The 20,476-nt window shown below is 48.4% G+C and carries 18 protein-coding genes; 6 read left to right on the forward strand and 12 right to left on the reverse strand.

Annotated elements, in window-relative coordinates; all coding sequences use genetic code 11:
- Positions 1-139: 139 nt before the first annotated feature.
- The 4 genes from H1R82_RS00550 to H1R82_RS00565 all read right to left on the reverse strand — a co-directional run bounded on the left by H1R82_RS00550 (position 140) and on the right by H1R82_RS00565 (position 3,866).
- The gene (locus H1R82_RS00550; protein WP_181731456.1) at positions 140-1,318 is read right to left on the reverse strand and encodes a cation:proton antiporter; all 1,179 of its coding nucleotides are present in this window, start codon (positions 1,316-1,318) and stop codon (positions 140-142) included.
- Positions 1,319-1,580: 262 nt separating this feature from the next.
- The gene (locus H1R82_RS00555; protein WP_181731455.1) at positions 1,581-2,312 is read right to left on the reverse strand and encodes a hypothetical protein; all 732 of its coding nucleotides are present in this window, start codon (positions 2,310-2,312) and stop codon (positions 1,581-1,583) included.
- A 40-nt stretch (positions 2,313-2,352) separates the two neighbouring features.
- Positions 2,353-3,114 carry a 4'-phosphopantetheinyl transferase family protein gene (locus H1R82_RS00560; protein ID WP_181731454.1) on the reverse strand — a complete coding sequence of 254 codons (762 nt, stop codon included), beginning with the start codon at positions 3,112-3,114 and terminating at the stop codon, positions 2,353-2,355.
- A gap of 14 nt (positions 3,115-3,128) precedes the next feature.
- A complete protein-coding gene (locus tag H1R82_RS00565) occupies positions 3,129-3,866 on the reverse strand; it encodes a thioesterase II family protein (protein WP_181731453.1) in 738 nt (245 codons plus the stop codon).
- A gap of 157 nt (positions 3,867-4,023) precedes the next feature.
- On the opposite strand from H1R82_RS00565, the gene H1R82_RS00570 reads away from it, so the two are divergent.
- Positions 4,024-4,257 carry a hypothetical protein gene (locus tag H1R82_RS00570; RefSeq protein WP_181731452.1) on the forward strand — a complete coding sequence of 78 codons (234 nt, stop codon included), beginning with the start codon at positions 4,024-4,026 and terminating at the stop codon, positions 4,255-4,257.
- Between the two features lie 294 nt (positions 4,258-4,551).
- Here the strand turns inward: H1R82_RS00570 and H1R82_RS00575 are convergent, their stop codons facing one another.
- Complete coding sequence (locus tag H1R82_RS00575; RefSeq protein WP_181731451.1) at positions 4,552-5,019, reverse strand: hypothetical protein; 468 nt, start codon at positions 5,017-5,019, stop codon at positions 4,552-4,554.
- Positions 5,020-5,207: 188 nt separating this feature from the next.
- Between H1R82_RS00575 and H1R82_RS00580 the strand changes: the two genes are divergently transcribed.
- From H1R82_RS00580 to H1R82_RS00590, 3 genes are all read left to right on the forward strand, one after another.
- Positions 5,208-5,927, forward strand: a complete 720-nt coding sequence (locus tag H1R82_RS00580; protein WP_181731450.1) for a cysteine hydrolase family protein — start codon at positions 5,208-5,210, stop codon at positions 5,925-5,927.
- A gap of 212 nt (positions 5,928-6,139) precedes the next feature.
- On the forward strand, positions 6,140-7,510 hold the full coding sequence (locus H1R82_RS00585; RefSeq protein ID WP_181731449.1) for an aspartate aminotransferase family protein: 1,371 nt from the start codon (positions 6,140-6,142) through the stop codon (positions 7,508-7,510).
- A complete protein-coding gene (locus tag H1R82_RS00590; protein WP_181731448.1) occupies positions 7,507-8,385 on the forward strand; it encodes a MurR/RpiR family transcriptional regulator in 879 nt (292 codons plus the stop codon). The genes H1R82_RS00585 and H1R82_RS00590 overlap by 4 nt, the downstream gene beginning before the upstream one ends.
- A gap of 84 nt (positions 8,386-8,469) precedes the next feature.
- On the opposite strand, the gene H1R82_RS00595 is transcribed toward H1R82_RS00590, so the two are convergent.
- The 7 genes from H1R82_RS00595 to H1R82_RS00625 all read right to left on the reverse strand — a co-directional run bounded on the left by H1R82_RS00595 (position 8,470) and on the right by H1R82_RS00625 (position 17,783).
- A complete protein-coding gene (locus H1R82_RS00595) occupies positions 8,470-8,739 on the reverse strand; it encodes a WXG100 family type VII secretion target (protein WP_181731447.1) in 270 nt (89 codons plus the stop codon).
- Positions 8,740-8,844: 105 nt separating this feature from the next.
- Complete coding sequence (essC, locus tag H1R82_RS00600) at positions 8,845-12,939, reverse strand: type VII secretion protein EssC (protein ID WP_181731446.1); 4,095 nt, start codon at positions 12,937-12,939, stop codon at positions 8,845-8,847.
- 21 nt (positions 12,940-12,960) lie between these two features.
- On the reverse strand, positions 12,961-13,314 hold the full coding sequence (locus H1R82_RS00605; protein ID WP_309544766.1) for an EsaB/YukD family protein: 354 nt from the start codon (positions 13,312-13,314) through the stop codon (positions 12,961-12,963).
- A 382-nt stretch (positions 13,315-13,696) separates the two neighbouring features.
- Positions 13,697-14,962 (reverse strand): PTS ascorbate transporter subunit IIC, encoded by a 1,266-nt coding sequence (ulaA, locus tag H1R82_RS00610; RefSeq protein WP_181731622.1) that lies wholly within the window; start codon positions 14,960-14,962, stop codon positions 13,697-13,699.
- Positions 14,963-14,990: 28 nt separating this feature from the next.
- On the reverse strand, positions 14,991-15,257 hold the full coding sequence (locus H1R82_RS00615) for a PTS sugar transporter subunit IIB (protein ID WP_181731444.1): 267 nt from the start codon (positions 15,255-15,257) through the stop codon (positions 14,991-14,993).
- Complete coding sequence (locus H1R82_RS00620) at positions 15,254-17,308, reverse strand: BglG family transcription antiterminator (protein ID WP_181731443.1); 2,055 nt, start codon at positions 17,306-17,308, stop codon at positions 15,254-15,256. The genes H1R82_RS00615 and H1R82_RS00620 overlap by 4 nt, the downstream gene beginning before the upstream one ends.
- Before the next feature lie 97 nt (positions 17,309-17,405).
- Complete coding sequence (locus H1R82_RS00625) at positions 17,406-17,783, reverse strand: DUF488 domain-containing protein (RefSeq protein ID WP_181731442.1); 378 nt, start codon at positions 17,781-17,783, stop codon at positions 17,406-17,408.
- A gap of 163 nt (positions 17,784-17,946) precedes the next feature.
- Here H1R82_RS00625 and H1R82_RS00630 point away from each other — a divergent pair, with 163 nt between their 5' ends.
- The gene (locus H1R82_RS00630; protein WP_181731441.1) at positions 17,947-18,468 is read left to right on the forward strand and encodes a nitroreductase family protein; all 522 of its coding nucleotides are present in this window, start codon (positions 17,947-17,949) and stop codon (positions 18,466-18,468) included.
- Positions 18,469-18,818: 350 nt separating this feature from the next.
- The gene (locus tag H1R82_RS00635) at positions 18,819-20,447 is read left to right on the forward strand and encodes a lactate permease LctP family transporter (protein ID WP_181731440.1); all 1,629 of its coding nucleotides are present in this window, start codon (positions 18,819-18,821) and stop codon (positions 20,445-20,447) included.
- The last annotated feature ends 29 nt before the right edge of the window (positions 20,448-20,476 follow it).

Genomic DNA, 20,476 nt, shown 5'->3' on the forward strand with positions numbered 1-20,476 from the left:
ATATATATTCAAAAATATAACATATTTATTTATGTAAAAGTTAACTTTTTTGAAAATTATTTATTTAAAAATCCCATCATCCATCCGGCATAAAAAAGCCCCTCTGTTCCTTACCGGATCAAGGGGCCTGACATGGGATTCATTTGGAAGCAAGTGCTTCTTGCCGGGGTTTCTCTTTTTTGGAAGGCGTCATTTTCTGGAAGGTGATTTTCAACAACGGCGGTGTGATGATGGTGGTCAAAATCACAACCAAAATCGTGGATGTATACCATTCGGCGGGCAACAGATGCTGACTCAATCCGAGGGACGCAATGATCAAAGCCACTTCCCCGCGTGAAATCATGCCGGAACCAATGCTGATGGAAGAAGCGGTGTTAAATCCGGTCAAACGGGCTCCCAGTCCGCAACCGATCCATTTGGACAAAACAGCCATGATGGAAAGCGTCACAATCAGTCCGATTTGATTGCCGAGCCCGTCAAACGTCACCGGCAAGCCGATGCTCACAAAGAAGATCGGAACAAACACGGAATAAGCAATCGGATTCAATTTTTCCTCAATTTCATGGCGTACTTTGGTTTGCGACAGAGAAAGGCCGGCCGCAAAAGAGCCAATGATTCCGGCAACACCCATTTCTTCCGCCATAAAGGCAAAGGCGAAGCAAATCATCAATGCGGAACTGACCACAATTTCGGATGCGCGAATGCGGGTCATCCATTTCATGGCCCACGGAACGACTTTCCATCCCAGCAAGATAATCAGGGCAAAGAACAAGATTTTTTGACCGATCACCAATCCGAGGCTGACATCCTGCAATCCGGAAAAACTCATCAAAAAGGCCAACAGCACCACCACAATGACATCATCGGCAATGGCCGCGCCCAATATGGTAACACTTTCTTTGGTTTGCAACTTTCCAAGATCCCGCAACGTCTGAACCGTGATGCTGACCGAAGTTGCCGAAAACAGCGCACCTAAAAACCAAGAGGTAAACGGTTCCATCCCGAACCAGGTTCCAATCAGATATCCTCCGACCAACGGGAGAATCACTCCCCCCACCGCCACGGCAAGAGAAGAGGTGCGGCTTTTGTTCAACTCATGAATATCGGTTTCCAGACCGGCCAAGAACATTAACAAGAGCACACCGATTTCGCTCATTTGATGGATCATTTCGCTCTCTTCAATCCATCCCAGCACCGCCGGTCCCAAAATCACACCGACGATCAATTTCCCCAAAACGGCCGGCTGTCCGATCCGGGTGCTCAAATCGCCTGCCAATTTTGTTGCAACCAAAATAAGCAGCAATTGGACAAAAAACATGGTTTCTCCACCTCACCCCTCAAGTTTTTTAAAAATTAAGTCAAAAAGAATAAAGGGAGCCTGCCGGTGACAGACTCCCCCTGAAAAACGAGATATCGTTTTTTTCAGGATAACATAAATACTTTATTTTATCAACAATTAAAATAAAATCATTCATCGCGAAATTAAATCACCCTGAACGATCAAACTTTTTCCGAAACCAACACATCCTTCCCGATTATCCGGATGAACGGGCCGGGCCGTGTCATTTTCGCACAATGTCTTACAAGCGGTTTTCCCCTTTGTCTTGATCGAGCATGAAGTATAAAATGAGTCCGGCAATGGTCATGAAAAAGCCCAGCCATTCGGTTTTTACAAAAAACAGCCCGGGATCCGGGGAAAACACCGGAAAGGAACCGGCGAACAAAACCAATCCGGAAAAAGCCAAAAAATCAGCAAACACTTCTCCCGTTCCCATTTTTCTCTGCCCCTGCCTCCAAAGCCAGTACAAAATCATGCTGTGCAGGACCGCCGCCGGCAAATGAATCCACTGAAGGCTCCAATCCCCATCCCAAAAGACGCGGATCCATTGATTCACCGCCAGTACGACTCCCATCAAAATGCCGGACAGGTCCAAACATCCACGGCGCATCCGTTTTTTCAACCGGAAAAAATAAATTCCCAAATAGACAAGTGCAATCAATACCCCCAACCAATCCCCGTTTCCGGAAGGAGGCAAGTAAACAATGGTCCAATGATATTTTAAAAACAATGAAGGTTCCAAGATCACCGCACTTAATTTCCAAACCAACATTCCCATGGCAATCGCCTGGAGGATAATATCCAAATCCCAAGCCGGCTCCAATTTCTTCTTGATCGCCAACCATCTTGACAATGCCATTCCCAAACCTCCGCCCACAAAAAACACAAGCCACTCCAAGCGAAGCAACATGGGCCCGATTTGTATCCACTCCATCATCATCCCTGCCAATCCAGCGATTTCTTCATGTTCCATGTCCGGGAAATTCTCTTCATGATAAAAAAGCCCGTGAAAATCAACGGGCAGTCCATGCGTTTTGATTTTTTAACCATGCTTGTATGATTTCTTCCCCTTGCCTGAGAAGAACTTCTTCAGCGCGTCCGATCACGGCCAGACAAGCGGCATATTGCGGATCCACTTCCAGCGGGTGACAACGGATTTGACCGACCCGGTCTTCACGGCCTTCCCACCGGGTTAACTGCGGGGAACCATCCCGGTTGGTCACCGTCAAGCGGGTCATCGGAACCGCCAACCCTTCTCCGGTCGCTTTCAAGATCGCTTCTTTCCATGTCCAGTACCGGTAAAATGCCTCTTTTCTTTCCCCCGGGGGTAATTTCTCCCATTCGCTCATTTCCTCTGCGGAAAGCACCCTTTTCACCATCTCACTTTCAACCAGTTCGGGATGGATTTGTTCAATGTCGATGCCGACCGGAGTGTGAAAGGCAATGGCGGTCAGCACCCATTTGCCTGAATGTGAAATATTCACTTCAACGGGTCCTTCATCTGTCACCCGCGGCTTACCGTGGGGCTTTCCGCAAGAAGGACAATCCCGGGAAATCTTTATCTTTCGCGGATCTTTCCCGGTGATCCGGGACAACAACAAACGCAGCAAAGCAAAAGACAAAAGCGACCGTTTTTGATCTTCTTCCTTTTGGTATGAACGAAACCGTTTTAATTCGGTATGATTCAACAGAACGGCAAGCTCCGGGACCGCCGCTGATACCGGCGTTTGATAAACCCAGACCCTTCCGGGGATCCATGAGTCCTGCTTTTGCAACGACAACCGCTCCTTTATCCGTTTACTTTCTCCTTGATGACGCGATTCAGTTCCCGGCTCAACGTCTTGAAAAAGTCATCTTTGTTTCCATGGATAAAAAAATGGTCTCCCGGATAGATGTAATGGCGGAACGAACCGTTCGAATGCCGTTCCCACTCAAGCAGTGCTTCTTCGGAAACATCCGGGTCCCGCTCGCCTCCAAAAGCAATGACCGGACACGAAAGGGGAGCTGCCGGTTTATGAACATAGCGGCTGACCACCGAAAAATCAGCGCGCAAAATCGGTAGCACAATCTCCAGTAACTCCGGATTTTGCCAGACTTCTTCCGGTGTCCCGTTTAATTCGCGCAGTTTTTTGATCAATGCTTCATCATCAGATAAATCGCCGGGGTTCTGCTCCCGGCGCGGCAAATGCGGCGCACGGCAGGCCGCTGCATAAAGCGCAACCGGGGGTTTTCCTTCTTTTTGAAACCGGACGGCCAACTCATAAGCGAGCAATGCCCCCATGCTATATCCAAAAAATGCAAAAGGGAGATCGGGTTGTCCCTTGATTTGCCGGCAAACATCTTCCACCAGGCAAGCCATATCCTCACAAAGCGGTTCGGTCAACCGGCGTCCGCGTCCCGGCAATTCCACCGGGCAAAAGTCGACTTCCACCGGCAAATATGATTTCAAGTCATGATAAATATTTGCCGAGCCGCCTGCATAAGGAAAAGCAAAAAGCCGGAGCTGTTTCAGTTGAGAATCCTTCACGTGTGTCATCCTTTCCGGAAAAATCCTGCTGTGTTCTTAAAAAAGATATTCTTCGTTAAAATGATGCATCCCTTTTTCTTCCTGCACAAAGGTACACGCCCTGTCTGTCTCTCCTTTTTTCCATATGATGATAAAGAAAAGAAAGGAGAGAGATTCTATGCCCGCCAAAAAACATTGGTTAAAGAAAAGCCGTTTGTACAAGGGGAAAATCGTGCGGATCAAACTGATCAGCGGACACACCATCACCGGTATGATCACCGGGGTAAGCAAGGGCGGCATCTACTTCAAACCACTCAGAAAAAGCAGAGACTCACAACTGAAGGCATCTTTTTTCTTCCCCTTTTTTATTCCGTTTGCCGCGATTTTGTTTATTAAACTCCTTATTTTCTAAAAAGAAACCAACCTCAGCCAAAAAGAGAAACCCGATGCAAGGACATAACAGGTGGCATACAGTGCCTGCGTGTTATGTCCTTTTTTGTTTCTTCACTCAGCAAGAATCCTTTCAACGTTTTGGGAAGGCCTCAGTGAATTCCTTTCCGTTCATGATTCAAATAATTTATCACATACAGAGTATCATGAATGTGAAAAACGGGAGGACAATATTCCCTGAAACGGGACATACCATCCTCCCGAAAATCGGATTGATTGATTTAAAAAATTGTCTAACAAACGGTTTCTTTCAGGCTTAGCGGTAAGTCACCCCGTCATATTGAACATATCCGACCGGGTCATGGGTGAAATGAATGACGGCATCACAGCAGTTATCCGGCGTTTTATACGCTTCATCCTCCGGAATGAATTCCCCTTTGATCACGATCGAAGCCCCGACGCGAAGATTGGGGATTTCACTGCCGATTCCCGATTCATCGATGCGAATCGCGACAAACGCCCGGCTGGGAATGTCACTTGCATTTCCATTTTCAATATCCAACACATTGATATTATTCACCAGAATTTGTTGATGTTCATAATCCGAATCATATCCGCGAAGCTCCGCAATCTTTGCAGAAACCGTCACGACAGTGTCCGCCGCTTCAGCTTCATACGTTACGGAAGGTTGGACTGACAAATCCGGCGCGGAAAAAACCGGTTGGGACAAAGAAATGGAGAAAATGAAGACAAAAGCCATCACGACAGACCAATAACGTTTCATGATCATTCCCCCTTTTCGTATCAGTAGGACAATATATAATATACCGAAAAAATGTTTCATTTTTGTCAAAATACATTAAAAAAATGATTTTTTATCCGGTTGATTGCGTCAGGGACCATCCGATGCGTTGCTTTTTTGCCGGCTATTGCATACATATAAATGAACATCCTGAGGCAAAGGGGATCTCTATGTATCCAAAGCATTCAACCACCTCCACCACCCGAGATGGAAACCGGTTTACCGAAGTCCATCATGAAGTTCATCATGAAGTGCACTATGAGAATCAGCCGTTTTTCAGGACGGGCAGGCCTAAGCCGGTAAACCGGAACGGTTTCAACCGGCAAACCGAAATGCCGGATCCGAAAAACAGCCTGGTGATCTTAAACGACTATCTTGAGCCTTTGGTTCCGGAAAACACACAGATCCGGGACAACCTGAAAACCTTGATCCAAGTGATCAACCTGTTCCATCTGCCTGTCATCATGACCTATGGCAGCTTGGGGTTATCGGATGCCTCGCTCATCCCCGAATGGAGAAAACTGCATTCCAAACCCGTCATCATTTCCCGTACCACCGTCAACCCCTGGGATGACTCCTGTTTTACCGGCACCATCCGGCAAGCCGGAAAAAGAAACCTTTTCTGGGCCGGAGCCATTGCAGAGATCAGTTTAACCCTGCCGGCCGCCACTGCCGTCCAACACGGTTACACCTCTTACGCCCTGATGGACGTTTCCTGCTCCCATACCGCCGGCGGCATATGGATGGTCAGCCAGCAATTGCAATCCGCGGGCGTGTTGCTGACCAACGTTTTGGAAGCCGCCGCCCGGATGCAAAAAGACTGGCGGATGCCGGCAGGAAGACAGCTGGAAATCATTCTGCAGGAATATTTAAACCGGCAAATTGAATAATGCGATCCCTCCACATGTCGGCAAGACATGTTTTTTTGTGCAGAATCCAAAGACAGCAGGAGTTTTCCGGATCAAAACGCCGTTTTTACCGGATTTCCCACTCCTTTTCGTTCTTCTTCCGGTTTTACAAGTGCTCCATTGTATGAAAAATGGAGTATATACTCTTTTTATTAATTTATATGGAGTAAATATTTCTGAGCGAGGTGCACGTGATGTTCACTTCTTCCTTTGTAAAACAAACTTCCGGCTCCGCCCGGGCTTATCAAGAAGCTTGCGAATGGTTGCCCGGGGGTGTGACCGCCAATATCAAATATTTTTCACCTTATCCGATCATGATGGAAAAAGCTGACGGGGCTTATGTATGGGATATAGACAAAAACCGTTATATTGACTACAACTTATGTTACGGAGCCCTTGTTTTGGGACACGGTCATCCGGCCGTCAACCGTGCGATCCAAACGGTTTTGAACCAATGGGGAACCACTTCGTTTGGAACCCCCCACGCTTTGGAACAAAAAATGGCCAAACACCTGGCTGACCTGTATCCCGGAATTGAGAAAGTCCGCTATACCCATTCCGGGATGGAAGCAACCCTTTTGGCCATCCGGCTGGCAACCGCATGGACCGGCAAAAAGAAAATCGTCAAGTTTGACGGGCATTATCACGGCAGTTTCGACCAAGTTTTGATCAATGTCCATCCCTCGAACTCCGTTTCCGATGCCATGCCCGTCACCACCTCCGATTCTTACGGATTGTCTGAAGACATTGTGGCGAACACACTGGTTCTCCCTTTTAATGATCTGGATCGGACCGCCGAATTTCTCCGGAAGCATCACGCGGAGATCGGTGCCGTGATCCTGGAACCGGTTCAAGCCGGATACATCCCGCCGGATCCGGAATTTTTAAAAGGCCTCCGGGAAGTGACCCGGGAGTGGAACATGGTGCTCATCTTTGATGAGATCAAAACCGGTTTTCGCGTCAGCTTGGCGGGAGCGCAAGGCTATTACGGGGTCTCCCCCGATCTGACCACACTGGGCAAAGTGTTGGGCGGCGGTTTTCCGGTCGGCGTGGTCGGGGGACGAAAAGACATCCTGGATTTATGCTCCCCCACCCGTGGAACGGACATCTTGTCCATGGAATCGGGTAATGCCGGTGAAAAACCTTTGTTTCACAGCGGGACACACAACGGTCATCCCTTAACCCTTGCAGCCGGATGGGCCACGCTGCAACTTTTGGAAAACCAGAATGTTTATTCAGCTTTGGAAGAGAATACTTTGCGTTTGCGGAGCGGAATGGAGGAAATCTTGAACCGCCACGGTCTCAACGGCAAAACGGTGGGGGTGGGCAGCATCTTTAATCTGGTGTTTACCGACCGTCCTGTCCGACAAGTTTACGATGTGTTAAACTCCAATCGTGACTTACGCAAAAAATTGGATGGTTTCTTATTGGAACAGGGGATTTATGTAAAACCCCTGAACCGCTTTTCCACCTCCGTGGCACACACCCCGGAAATCATGGATGAAACCCTGGAACAATTTGAAAAGGGGGTTTTGAAACTGATCAAACAGGAGATGATGGTTTGACAAAACAATCGGACATTTTTCAAAGAATTCGCCAGAAGAGCAGTCAGATGAGCAAAGCCCAGCGCAAAATCGCCCGCTATATCGAAAACAATCCGGATACTGCCGCTTTTTTGACCACGGCCAAACTGGCAGAACGGGCGGGAGTGGGGGAAGCCACAATTATCCGCTTCTCCACTTTCCTCGGCTATTCCGGATTCACCGATATGCAGCACAGTTTGCAAGAGCAACTGCGAAAACGGATCACCACCGTGGAGAGATTGGATCTGGCCGGTGACATTTATCCCGAGGAGCAGCGGATCGCTTATGAAATCCTGAACGACGACATCGCTAATCTCAACCAAACAATTCAAATGCTGGATGCCAAAGTCTTCGGTGAGGCGGCCAAACAAATCCATCAAGCTGATACCATCACGGTGGTCGCTCTCCGCAGTTCCCACTCATTGGGCTTTTTTCTCACCTTCTACTTGCAACTGTTAAAAAAGCATGCAGAGTTGATCACCGAATCGGACACCATGTTTGAAAAATTGTCCACCCTGACGGAAAAAGACCTGGTGATTGGCATCAGTTTTCCCCGTTACACCTCGCGAACGATCCAAGCCATGCAATTCGTCAGGAAAAGAAACGTGCCGACCTTGGCCATTACGGACGCACACAGCTCCCCATTGGCCGGCGTTTCGGATTTGTGTTTGGTGGCCGCGAGCAACCTGCCGTCGTTTCTGGACTCCTTTGTTGCCCCGTTAAGCTTGATCAACGCACTTCTGACGGCGGCCGCACGGATGAACAAAGCCGAAGTCACCCGCCACCTGAAAAACATGGAATCCTTATGGGAGATGGAAGGCATCTATCACCAGCCGGATTCTCCCAAGAAAGAATGAAAGCCTCCGGTATTGCCGGAGGTTTTTTAATTGCATAAAAAAAGCAGATCCGATGGAAATCGGATCTGCCTGTCCCAAATCCCATTAAGCTTGGTCGGTTTGACGGAATTTGGTGGCGATTTGGGTCAATGCGGTTGAAATGTTTTCCAAGAGCAAGGTGAAGTTTTTCATGTTTTGTTCAGCTTCTTGGAAATCGGAGAAGAAACGTTCTTTGGTCATACCTTTCCATTGACCTTCAAGGCCGGTGATTTGGCTTTTCAAGTGTTGGATGATTTGTTCGCTTTCTTGACGTTTTGCTTGGAATTGTTTTGCAACTTGTTCCACGTGATCCGGATCAATTTGAATTTGAGCCATTCCGTAAAACTCCTTTCATGAATGCCAAAATATATACATTGAAATTATATACAAAAATTATTGTTATAGCAATATTCTTCCTTTTGTTTTTTATATGAAAAGTAGTTAATTATGTTCATCAACACTTTCAGACGGGCTTTTTTCAACAGACGGCCAACGCTGTTTTATCCGTTCCGTCCAAGTAACCGGCGTCCATTCCCCTGAATAAGGAAGCGCTCCTTTCACTTTGGTGTAACGCCGTTTTGCAAAATACCCTTCACCGGCCCGCAAGCTTTGCTGAACCGGCCCCATGGAATAAGCCCTCGACTCCGATGTCGGAATCTTGAAGAACGACAAATCGTTCGGTTCCAGACTTGCAAACAAAAACCCGGTTTCCATGGATTTCACTTCCGCCAGCCAGTTATCACTGCTGTACGGGAAGTTTGAAGGAGTTCCGGAGATGATGATGTAGAAGTTTTTGCTCCGTCCCTGCGTTGCAATTTGGTTCAGCTGATTTTGAAGATCAAAGTTATTCATCCGTTTGCTGAAGTAATCGGCATCGTCGATCACCAGTACAATCGCCGGGCCTTCCTCTTTCTTTTCATTGGCGGCAGCCAAAACGGCTTCAAACCCTTTCGGTTTCACGCGCTTGCTCAATTTCTCATCAATTTGCTTTAAGACTTCCTTCAGTTCCTCTTCATCAGTGGCATATCCCTTCACATGCGGAAGTCCGGTCACCATGGCCAGCCCTTGATCCCCGAGGCGGAAGTCCACTAAATAAAATTCGATTTCATCCGGTGAATAAAAATAGGAAAGGGATAACATCCATGTTTGCAAGAAAGACGTTTTCCCGCCTTCCACCGGGCTTCCGACCACAAAGTAAGGACCGTCCTTCAAACTGACATAAAATGGGGTCAAATCATCCATGGAGATGGCCACCGGCGCTTCCAACGGATTCAAGGAAGTCTTGTTCTCTTCATGTTTGACAATCAGCTCTTGCAGTTCCACCACTTCCGGCAGAGAACCAATTTCTTTCGGACGTTTTCCGGTCCAAGCATCCGAAAGGAGCTGTGCTTTCTCCCGCAATGTCCGGGACCGCTCGATTTCATCCGCACCTTCGGACGGAAGTGCGCTTTGGAATTCCAGCGGAGGCACTTGTCCTTTGACAAACCCGCGTCCTTCCGGCAAACTGACCGGCGGTGTTCTTAAACGGCCCACCGCATAGTAATAATCGCTCGGGTCCGCCAGTTCAAAGGAAACCCCCAGGGAGAAGTTGTTTCTCACCCGGTCAAACATGTCGGTCAATTGGTTCATGGTGACAATGAAGTGGATCCCGAAGCCCACACCGGTACGGAGCAATTTCTCCAATTGATGATGTTCTTCCTCATACGTCGACTTGAAGCTGACATACCCGTCCAGCACCACGATGATGGCCGGAATTTTTTCCGATGCCGACTTGCGGTAAGCTTGGAAGGTTTTCGCACCGGATTCAACGATTTTTTCCCGCCGGCGCTCCATTTCCTGCGTCAGGTAACGGAACAAGCGTTTCACCCGGTCCGGTTCGTCATCCTGAATGATGGCTCCCATATGCGGGAGGTTTGCCAAATCACGGAACATGCGCCCGAAATCCAAGACGTACATATGCACATCATCCGGCGAATGTTCCAGAGCCAGTGACATCAGCAGGTTTTGCACAAACGTGGTTTTACCGGTTCCCGGCATGCCGTATACCGGCAAATGGCCTTCGTTCAGCGGAATGCGCAACGTATCCTGATTTTGGTTTTCCGGGTCGTCAAACAAACCGACTGCCGGTTCCAGCCAGTTTTCTGTCGGCTGCCAGGTTTTCCCGTCCCAACCGGGCGCATTTTCCCCGCGCAACTCTTCCAAGAAGAGCTGTTTGGGCAAAGGCGGGAGCCATGGGCCGCCAACCGGTTCGATCCCCATCTCTTTGGCTTGTTCGGCCAAATAATCCACCAGCACATCCAATTGTTTTTGTGTTCTTCCTTCTTTTTTCTTCTTCTTCACGGACAATGTCCGTTTGGTGCGGTCCACTCTTCTTCCAGTCAAGAGCACTTCCTTGATGGATGCTTCTTGATTTTGCGAAGAACCCGGGCGATAAGGAGCACCGCTCCATGCAAATTGAACCAATTCCAACAACTCATTGCTTCCCACTTGGAAATAACCGCGTCCCGGGTTGGTGATCCAGGCAGCATCCGGGATTTTCAACATTTCACGGCTGTCTGCTTCATCTTGCACCCGCAAACAAATGCGGAAACGGGCGTTACTCCAAATCTTGTCATCCACAACCCCTGCCGGTTTTTGCGTGGCCAAAATCAAGTGAACCCCCAAGGTTCTTCCTTTAGCCGCAATCGAGATCAATTCATTCATGAATTCGGGTTGCTCTTTTTTCAACTCCGCAAATTCGTCGATAATAATCACCAAATGCGGAAGCGGATTTTCTTCGGCATAGCCCGATCTTAAATACTCATCGATATGCTGAATGTTGCCTGCCTCTTTAAAAATCCGTTCGCGCCTCATCAATTCCGCTTTTAACGAAATCTTGGCCCTTTCAATGAGATTTCCGTCCAAGTTGGTAATCACGCCGGCCAAGTGCGGGAGATTTTCAAAAATATTGGACATCCCGCCCCCTTTATAGTCAATCAACAGATAAGCGATATCATGCGGATGATATTTCAACGCTTGTGCCGCGATCAAAGCCTGAATCACTTCACTTTTTCCCGAACCGGTCGTACCGGCGATCAGCCCGTGCGGACCGTGTCCTTGCCGCTCGATCTTATCGTGAATGTTCAAGCGGACTTTCTTCCCGCCGGCGCTCATTCCCACCGCAACCGGCAACGTGTTGGGGAAACGGTTCCGCTCCCAGAGGCGCTTGACATCCATTTCCTCCATCTTCTCAACTTCCAACAAGTCGAACAAAGTCAGCAATTGCGGGATTTGATTGGAACGGTTGGCTTTCAGACGGACCGGAGCCAATGCCCGCGCGGACAAATCCGCAATTTCCAACGAAACATGATCCGGATAAAACTTGTATTCCCATTTGTCCTCTTCTTTTTCGACCTTGGTATAGTTCGTCTCTTTCAGGATGCCGCCTCCCTCATGCACTTCAAGCACGGCCTGACATTGCATGGGCAAAACTTCTTTGGAGTCGGCAAGCAACAAGGTACGCGCACCGACCAAATCCGGCTCTTTCAAAATCAAAGGCAGGATTGCTTCATCTTCCAACAAACCGGGGTCGGAAATGAGAAAAACATAATAAGGGAGTTCCATCCCCATCATTTCCCGGTTTTTGTTCCGTTTCCGGCGGCGCAAAACTTCATACAAGTGATCCACCAGTTCCCGCGCTTCTTCATAATTGGATGCCAAGTACCGCACTTGGCGCTGGTCATCCCAAACATGAGGAAACCACCGGATCCAATCCCAGCGATCGGCCTCTTCCTCGTTATAAAAAGAGACGATTTTCACTTCATCCGGAGAATGGTGCGTCACGATTTGAATGATCAGGTTGCGGAAGGTGCTTAAAATCGAATCCCGGTCTCCGACAACCCCCACCACTTGCCGTTTGTTCAACGGGAGCAACACCGGGACGTCCTCCAAGAGACCGTATTCTTTTTCCAGTTCTTTGGCCTCATCGATGAGCGGTTCCCGCTCGTATTCATCCTGTTTCGGCGCCACGATCGTCAGCGTGGACGGCACATCGCCATTTCCCAACCGCAAAGACAAAAAATCGCTGTCATGCGGCGAACGTTCCCACAAGGAACTGTCTCTCCGCTGCATTCTTCTCAGGCATTCATGCGGCGAAGGATTCCATTTCCGGAGCAGTTCCGCTTGCCGGTTTTCCTTTTGTTCCAGATCCTCTTGGTATTTTTTCAAGAGATTCCGGTATTTCCTCTCCCGTTCGACCAAGTCTTGTTTGTACTTCCTTTTGTTGGACAAATAAGTGAAAAACGGAATGATATACGAAAAAGCCATCATAACGGAAGAGATGATCGAAAACATATACCAACTGGAATTGCCCAATTTCCCCGATGAAATCATGTAAATATACAACCCGATGGTGGTACAGGTCATGAGAATGGGGAAGATTAATTGCACGTAAGAAAAAGTCGGGGCCGTCGGCTTTTTGGGCGGTTCGCTGATCTCAATGACTTCCCGGGGCATCTCTTCCTTGATCCTCGGCGATCTCTGAAAAATAATGCTCATCACTTTCTCTCCTTTACCGGTTTAACCATCGGTCTTCCAAGTTTCAAGAATCCCCTTGATCTCTTCTTTTTCAATCAAGCCCAGCTGTTCGGCCAGATCGTCATGTTTTTCTTCTTCCAACGGCTTTCTTTGAATCCGGAGATAAAACCCGTCCATGACTCCATAGTTTTGAAGCGCCTTTGTTTCATCCATTTTTTCCCAAACGCTGTTTTTGTTTTTGATTTCCAAAACAAACCGGTCCTGTATGTTTTGCAGATGTTCTTCAAGCGCTTCAACCATGATTGGAATCAACTCTCCGACCGGGACATCGGTGGGAAGTTCCAGATCCACCCAGTCCTTTTTTTCGTCGGAACCGTAAATCACAGTGACAATCACACTCAACCGCCGTTCCCTCCTTTCTTTTCAAGAAACCGAAAGGGGGGGAATGAAATGATTCCCCCTCATAAAACGATCGACTCATTTTTGCAGCAATTTCCACATTTTGAAATACTTCACGCCTTTTGACTCCATCATGTGAATTATGTATGTTCCTGCATCCAAAGACAAGGAATGAACATCCTTCTATGACAATTTTTATTTTTTAAAGGAAAAATCTCCGGATTCCATTAATATAAATTTTAATCATTAAATGTATAATAATCAATACGAAAAACTCGTGTATATTTTGTGAATAAGCAATTTTCCCCACGTTGCTTCTTTTTTGCGCAATAAAGGGATGCCGGCCCAAAACCACCGGCATCCCTTTAAAATATTTCCTTTATGAAAAGAAATCTGCCAAGAAACTCAAAATGAGTCCGACGACGCCAAAGTCGGCATCCCCAAATGTGGTTTCACGGAATCCCAAGTCCCCCAACGCCGGCAACAACAGAGCCGGCAAAAAGCTGATGATGAGTCCATTGGCAAACGCGCCCAAGATTGCCCCGCGGCGCCCGCCGGTCGCATTTCCAAACACCCCTGCGGTCGCTCCGGTAAAGAAATGGGGGACAAGTCCCGGAACAATCACCCGCAGGCCGAACAGCGGCAACACAAACATGCTGACCAATCCCGCAACAAAGCTGGATAAAAAGCCGATAATCACGGCATTGGGTGCAAACGGGAACACCGTCGGACAATCCAGAGCCGGCTTGGCATCCGGCACCAGTTTTTCAGCAAATCCTTTGAAAGCGGGGACAATTTCGCCGATCAACATCCGCACCCCGGCCAACACCACATAGACCCCGGCCGCAAAGGTGACAGCCTGAATCAGGGAATACACCAAATAGTTTTGTCCGTCAGAAAGCTGCGACTCTATATACCCCGATCCGGTGAAGAGCGCCACCACAATAAACAGGATCGCCATGGTCAGGGAAACGGCCACTGACGTGTCCCTTAAAAAGCCCAGCTGCTTTGGCACTTTGATCGATTCGGTTGATTTTGACGGGTCCCCGGTCCATTTTCCGACGGCGCCTGCCACCAAATAGCCCACGGAACCAAAATGCCCCACGGCAAAATCGTCGGAACCCGTGATTTTACGGACATACGGGAACAAAATCGCAGGCGAAACCACCATCAAAATCCCCAGAATCACAGAACCGACAATCACCAACAGGGCCCCTTTCAATCCGGCCGTGGACAGAATCACCGCAATCAGACAAGCCATAAACAAGGTATGGTGTCCGGTGAGAAAGACAAATTTAAGCGGGGTAAACCGGGCCAAAACCAGGTTCATGACCATTCCGAAAACCATGATCAAAGCCGTTTGCGTCCCAAATGTGCTTTGAGCAACGGCCACAATGGCTTCATTGTTCGGAATGACCCCCGAAATGGAGAAGGCACGGTTGAACATTTTACCGAACACATCCAGCGAACTGATGATGACATTGCCGCCGGCGGTAATCAGAATAAAGCCGAGCACCGTTTTCAGCGTTCCCGAAATGACTTGAGAAACCTCTTTTTTCTGAAGCAGCAAACCGATCAAGGCAAACACGCCGACAAGGATTGCAGGCGTTGCCAAAATATCGAGAAAAACATTTAAAAATTCCATTTCCATCGCCAACTTCCTGTCCAAAATGTCAATCGAGATAAGGAGCGATTTTGGTTTTGATTTCCTCGAGATTCATTACGTTTTCCAGCGCGACAATGTTGCGGGTTCCATCATCCAGTTGCGTAATGATATCCTGCGCTCCGATATAAAGATCGGCCTCTTCCGAGCGGGCCGTCGCCAGATCAATATGCCCCACTTCCGCTTCTTTACCCAATTCATTCAATGCTTTTTTGACGTTCAGTTCCATGATAAAACTGCTGCCCAGTCCGTTTCCGCATACCACCAGGATTTTCATGATACGCCATCTCCTTTCGAATATTGGTGAATCATCTGCAAAACTTCTTCCGGGGTTTGTGCTTGGATGAGCTTCTCGATCTCCGCTTCATCGGATAACATTTCCGACAGTTGTGCAAGCGCCAGCAAATGGGATTCACTGTCCACCGCCGCCAGCACAAAGAGCAAATGCACCTTTTTCTGTTGCGGAAAAAGCACCCCTTCTTCCAATCGCAAAAAACTCATCGACAGTTGATGAACTCCGTCATCCGGCCGTGCATGAGGAATGGCCACTTTCGGTGCCAACACGACATAAGGTCCCAATTCATGAATCGAATCAATCATGGCTTGGACATATTGTTCTTTGACACAGCCTTTTTGGACCAGAGGCTTTGCAGCCAGCCGGATGGCGTCTTCCCATGAATCGGCCTTCTTGGCCAGTTGAATCGTCTGTTCGGTGATTAATTCGTTCAACATCGGTTTCTGACTCTCCTTTATTGATGAAGGAGCGAAATGGTTTTGCGCGAACAGCGAAGCCAATGCTTTGGACAAACCAGCCCGGTCATGAATGTCCGCGTACTGCTCAATGATGTTCAAGATCTGCTCCTCATTCGTGGAAAAACCGTAAATTTCCCTTGAAACTTCACTTCTTAAACGCATCTTTTCTTCCTGGGTCAAAATCGGCGGAATCAAAAACAATTTGGCCTGAGTCCGCAAGTACACCGTGGAAAAAACCAAGTCACACGGATAACGTTTGGAAAAGAATTCCCTCACTGTCACCGCATCCAAAAACAGGATATCCGGGAACAAATCCCTGAGACCGTGGGTCAGCAAATTGGAGATGGCAATGCCGTTAGGGCAAACCACCACCGCCTTAGGCCGGTTGGTCAATTCCAACCCCTGCCGCCGGAGCCAGCCCCCAAAATGCATGGTGAGGTAAGCCAATTCATCTTCCGGAACGGGTTTCCCCACTTTTTCTTCAAACGGAACAGCACATTTTTTCACCAGGAAATGGAGTGCTTCATGCTCTTCTAAAATAATGTTCTTTAAAGGGTTGGGCAGTGTCAGCCCGTATTTAATCCGGTAATAAGCCGGATCCAGATGCATGGCGATCATCGAAGCCAATTGTTCCTTTTCCGAGAAATAAAGGCATCCGATTTGCTCAAAACGCCTGATCATCTTTTCCGCCAATTCATGCATCGGCTGGTCCGCCTGAGAAAAAATGTTTCCCGACAGCAAAAGCAAAGCGATATAAGCTTGTTCCTGCCTGAAAACCGGATCGGAAAGCGGGATACGGAGCAACTTTTTCAGCAGATTTCCGGCTGCGGCAAATGCTTTTGTATTCGCGATTTCATCCCACTTTTCCGGCCATCGGACCCGGTGTCCCTCTTCGATCCTCCGGATTAAAAACATCAGCAAATACTTCAGCTGGTTCAAATGTTCATCCATATAACGGATATCCAGCCGCTGTTCCGTCTCTTCCAACTGATTTAACACCTGGTCACCGGAAACCCCCGTGTCCTGATCCAACACGGCGTTTAAAAGCATTTCGCCGTTGTCCCAGCGAATGCACTCGATCACAAGCCACCTTAACAAGTTCCTTTTTTTCCATTCCGGGCCGGCAAAACGATACCCGTCTGCCCGTGAATAGATTAAATTCACACCGGCTTTGCGGGCCTTTTTCCTCGCTTCTTTCAGATCGGCCAATGCCGTGTTCCGGCTCACGTCCAGTAAACCGGAGACATGGACGAGCGACCACGGTTCTCTTGCAATCAAAAGCGAGAGTAAGAGCATATTCACTCTTTCATTGCCGGTCCAAACATAATTTTTGTGTTCGACGGCATCCCATCTTTGCAAGTATTCCTCCAATGAAGAAGGGATGACAAATCCATGCTGCCGGACATACCGGATCGCCGGGAGGTTTTCTTCTTTCAACCAGGAATTGATCTTCTCCAAATCATAAGTGATCTGGCGCCGGGACAACCCCAGCCTTTCCTGCAATTGTCTCCATGAACTGCCCGGGCGGGATGCAATTTCACGAAGCAATCGAATACAGCGTTCATCGAGTTGCATGGATCATCCCTTTCTTTCTTCAGTATAAGGAAAAAACGCGGGAAAGAGAAAACGTTTTCATCCCAATTTTTGTCCAACCTCTTTGTACAAATTTGGGTTATGGGTTGTCCAAGTATTGCTGTTTCACCCATTCCCGCAGAACTGCGGCATGGTTGTGGATCGGATCTTTGGCTGCGTAAAGGAGGGTGACATGATCTTCTTGCAAATACCGGCAAATCCGCTCCACCCATTGTCTGCGTCCGGGATCGGCCGCCAACTCCTTCCGGTAAAGCACACGAAACTGCTCAAACCGATCCGGCCGGTGGCCAAACCATCGGCGCAACTCCGGACTCGGTGCAATCTCTTTCATCCATTCATCCAAACGGGCTTGCTCTTTTTTGACTCCGCGGGGCCACAAGCGATCAACCAAAATCCGTTTCCCATCTTCGCGGGCAGGCGGTTCATAGATCCGTTTCATTTTCAATTGATAAACCATTTCCGGCCCTCCTCCTGTTTTCAAATTATTATACCAATCCGTCAAGATCCGATTCCGGCTAAAATGTTCGCCGATTTGACGTGGAATCGCTTTGGCTGTACATTGAAAGGGAAAACAATAAATATCCATCCAAATACACGGATTTAGAGAAAGGGGCATCGCCATGGATGTACTGTCTGCCATCAAAAAGCGACGCGAAATCACAAAATTCAGACCGGATCCCATTCCCGGAGAAGCCATGAACACTTTGCTTCAATCGCTGTATTTGGCCCCGAGCGGCAATAATTTGCCTTCCCGTGAATTTATTGTGATCCAAAACAAAGAAACATTGGCGGCATTGGCTGAAACCACTCCTTATATGAAATGGCTTCAACAAGCATCAGCCGGAATCGCCATCATTTCCAATCCGAAGATCAGCAAATATTGGTTGCAAGACGCCTCCATCGCCGGGGGATACTTATGGCTTACTGCCGCGTCCTTGGGGCTCGGAGCGGCTTGGGGAGCGGTTTATCATTCCGAGGATGAAGCGGAATCGAAAAAAAGAGAGGATTATGCCCGCAAACATTTGAAAATCCCCGGCGATTACTGTGTTGTTGCCATTTTGGGACTGGGTTATCCCGCCCATGAACCGCCGGCCAAAGAAATGATTCCCATGGAACAGGTACTCCATCATGAAACATTTTAACAGGAACATGAAAAAGCCCGGTGGCGGGCTTTTTATTTTGGTTCCCTTTCTGACTTCTTCGGGCAAGTTAATGTTCATTATTTCACAAAAAATAATTATTTAATCACACTGCAAACATTGTAATTACAAGGTTTTTGAAGGGGAAAATCTAAACCCTCGCTTCTTAATGTGAAAGTTTTCACATTATGTCCATTTCTTTTCCCATCTTCCGGAAGTATACTGTAGGTGATGGATCCATCATCCCATGAAACAGTCACCAGCAGGCCGTTGGAATAAAATTGATTTTCTTTGGAAACCATTCATTATTGTATGGAAAACCAGGCCACTTTGACCGGAACGAGGTGTTCCCCATGAATCTGTGGACCCAAACTTATCATCCATTTGATAGCCCTTGGCTGTCGGCGCTGATTGCCGCCGTTCCTATCGCCTTCTTTGTGATATCTCTCACAATGTTACGCTTAAAAGGCCACATTGCGGCTGTATATACCACCTTGATTGCGTTGATGATTGCAATCTTTTTCTATCACATGCCTGTCCAGATGGCTGCCGGCGCCGCCGGTTTTGGCTTTGCATACGGGTTGTGGCCGATTGCCTGGATTGTCATCACCGCCGTCTTGCTGTACAAAATCACGGTCAAGACCGGCCAATTCGATGTCATCCGGTCCAGCATCATCGCCATTTCCCAAGACCAGCGTCTGCAACTGTTGCTGATCGGTTTTTCCTTCAACGCGTTTTTGGAAGGAGCCGCCGGGTTCGGGGTTCCGATCGCCATCTCCGCTGCACTGTTGGTGCAACTAGGTTTCAAACCTTTGCAGGCCGCTTCTCTCTGCCTGATTGCCAATGCGGCCTCCGGGGCTTATGGAGCCATCGGAATTCCGGTGATTGTCGCCGGTCAGGTATCCGGCATCGACAAAATGACGCTCTCCAAAATTCTCGGCATCCAATTGCCTGTCATCTCTTTCCTTGTCCCGTTTCTGATGGTGTGGATGATCGATCGCTTCCGGGGGATCAAAGAAACCTTTCCGGCACTGATGGCCGTGGCCGGCTCCTACACACTTACACAATATCTGACCGTGACGTGGATCGGCCCGGAACTGGCCAATATCACTTCATCGCTCATCAGCATGGGGGCGTTGGTTCTCTTGTCGAGACATTGGAAACCGAAAAAAACATTTCAACTCCAACACGGGGTGCCATCCGCACCGCCGAAGCAGGTCACCCTTTTGGAAGTGGTCAAAGCATGGTCGCCGTTTTACATCTTAACAGGAATCATCGGACTGTGGAGCAGCCATGGTTTTAAGCAATTATTTGATCCCGGCGGGCCGCTGGCTTTTCTGACCACGTATCTGAACATTCCCGGATTGCATCAAAAGATTCTCATCGCACCGCCCATTGCAGAAAAATTGACTCCTTATGATGCCATCTTAAAACTGGATTGGATCTCTTCCACCGGAACCGCCATTTTCTTCTCCGTCCTTTTGACCCTTTGGTTGTTCAGGGTGGATCTGAAAACGACGATTCAACTGGTCAAGGAAACATGGTCGGAACTGTGGAAACCGGTGATCACGATTGGTTTTGTGCTTTCCTTTGCATATGTCGCCAATTATTCAGGCATCTCCTCCACCTTGGGGTTAACCCTTGCCAAAACCGGCGGGCTCTTCCCGTTTTTCTCACCGGTTTTGGGATGGCTCGGCGTTTTCCTGACCGGGTCGGTCGTTGCAAACAACGCCCTGTTTGCCAACTTGCAACTGGTGACCGCACAACAAATCGGGGCATCCCCGGCGTGGTTGGTCGCCGCAAACACCAGCGGGGGGGTGATCGGAAAACTGTTGAGTCCGCAATCCGTGGCCATTGCCACAGCAGCTGTCGGCAAAGCGGGACAGGAATCCGATTTGTTCCGCAAGACGTTAAAAGTCAGCCTTTCCTTCCTGCTGCTGACTTGTATCTTTATCTACCTTTTGAGCTTTCTGTTCCACTAAGCTGAAACAGAAGTGGGGAGTGTTGTACG

The sequence above is a fragment of the Thermoactinomyces intermedius genome (assembly GCF_013912365.1).
Classification (GTDB): Bacteria; Bacillota; Bacilli; order Thermoactinomycetales; family Thermoactinomycetaceae; genus Thermoactinomyces; species Thermoactinomyces intermedius.

Excerpts from the sequence above, each read along its gene's own strand:
- H1R82_RS00550 (WP_181731456.1), bottom strand. The coding sequence starts at position 1,318 with ATGTTTTTTGTCCAATTGCTGCTTATTTTGGTTGCAACAAAATTGGCA.
- H1R82_RS00555 (WP_181731455.1), bottom strand. The coding sequence starts at position 2,312 with ATGGAACATGAAGAAATCGCTGGATTGGCAGGGATGATGATGGAGTGG.
- H1R82_RS00570 (WP_181731452.1), top strand. The coding sequence starts at position 4,024 with ATGCCCGCCAAAAAACATTGGTTAAAGAAAAGCCGTTTGTACAAGGGG.
- H1R82_RS00575 (WP_181731451.1), bottom strand. The coding sequence starts at position 5,019 with ATGAAACGTTATTGGTCTGTCGTGATGGCTTTTGTCTTCATTTTCTCC.
- H1R82_RS00580 (WP_181731450.1), top strand. The coding sequence starts at position 5,208 with ATGTATCCAAAGCATTCAACCACCTCCACCACCCGAGATGGAAACCGG.
- H1R82_RS00585 (WP_181731449.1), top strand. The coding sequence starts at position 6,140 with ATGTTCACTTCTTCCTTTGTAAAACAAACTTCCGGCTCCGCCCGGGCT.
- H1R82_RS00595 (WP_181731447.1), bottom strand. The coding sequence starts at position 8,739 with ATGGCTCAAATTCAAATTGATCCGGATCACGTGGAACAAGTTGCAAAA.
- essC (WP_181731446.1), bottom strand. The coding sequence starts at position 12,939 with ATGAGCATTATTTTTCAGAGATCGCCGAGGATCAAGGAAGAGATGCCC.
- ulaA (WP_181731622.1), bottom strand. The coding sequence starts at position 14,962 with ATGGAATTTTTAAATGTTTTTCTCGATATTTTGGCAACGCCTGCAATC.
- H1R82_RS00615 (WP_181731444.1), bottom strand. The coding sequence starts at position 15,257 with ATGAAAATCCTGGTGGTATGCGGAAACGGACTGGGCAGCAGTTTTATC.
- H1R82_RS00620 (WP_181731443.1), bottom strand. The coding sequence starts at position 17,308 with ATGCAACTCGATGAACGCTGTATTCGATTGCTTCGTGAAATTGCATCC.
- H1R82_RS00625 (WP_181731442.1), bottom strand. The coding sequence starts at position 17,783 with ATGGTTTATCAATTGAAAATGAAACGGATCTATGAACCGCCTGCCCGC.
- H1R82_RS00630 (WP_181731441.1), top strand. The coding sequence starts at position 17,947 with ATGGATGTACTGTCTGCCATCAAAAAGCGACGCGAAATCACAAAATTC.
- H1R82_RS00635 (WP_181731440.1), top strand. The coding sequence starts at position 18,819 with ATGAATCTGTGGACCCAAACTTATCATCCATTTGATAGCCCTTGGCTG.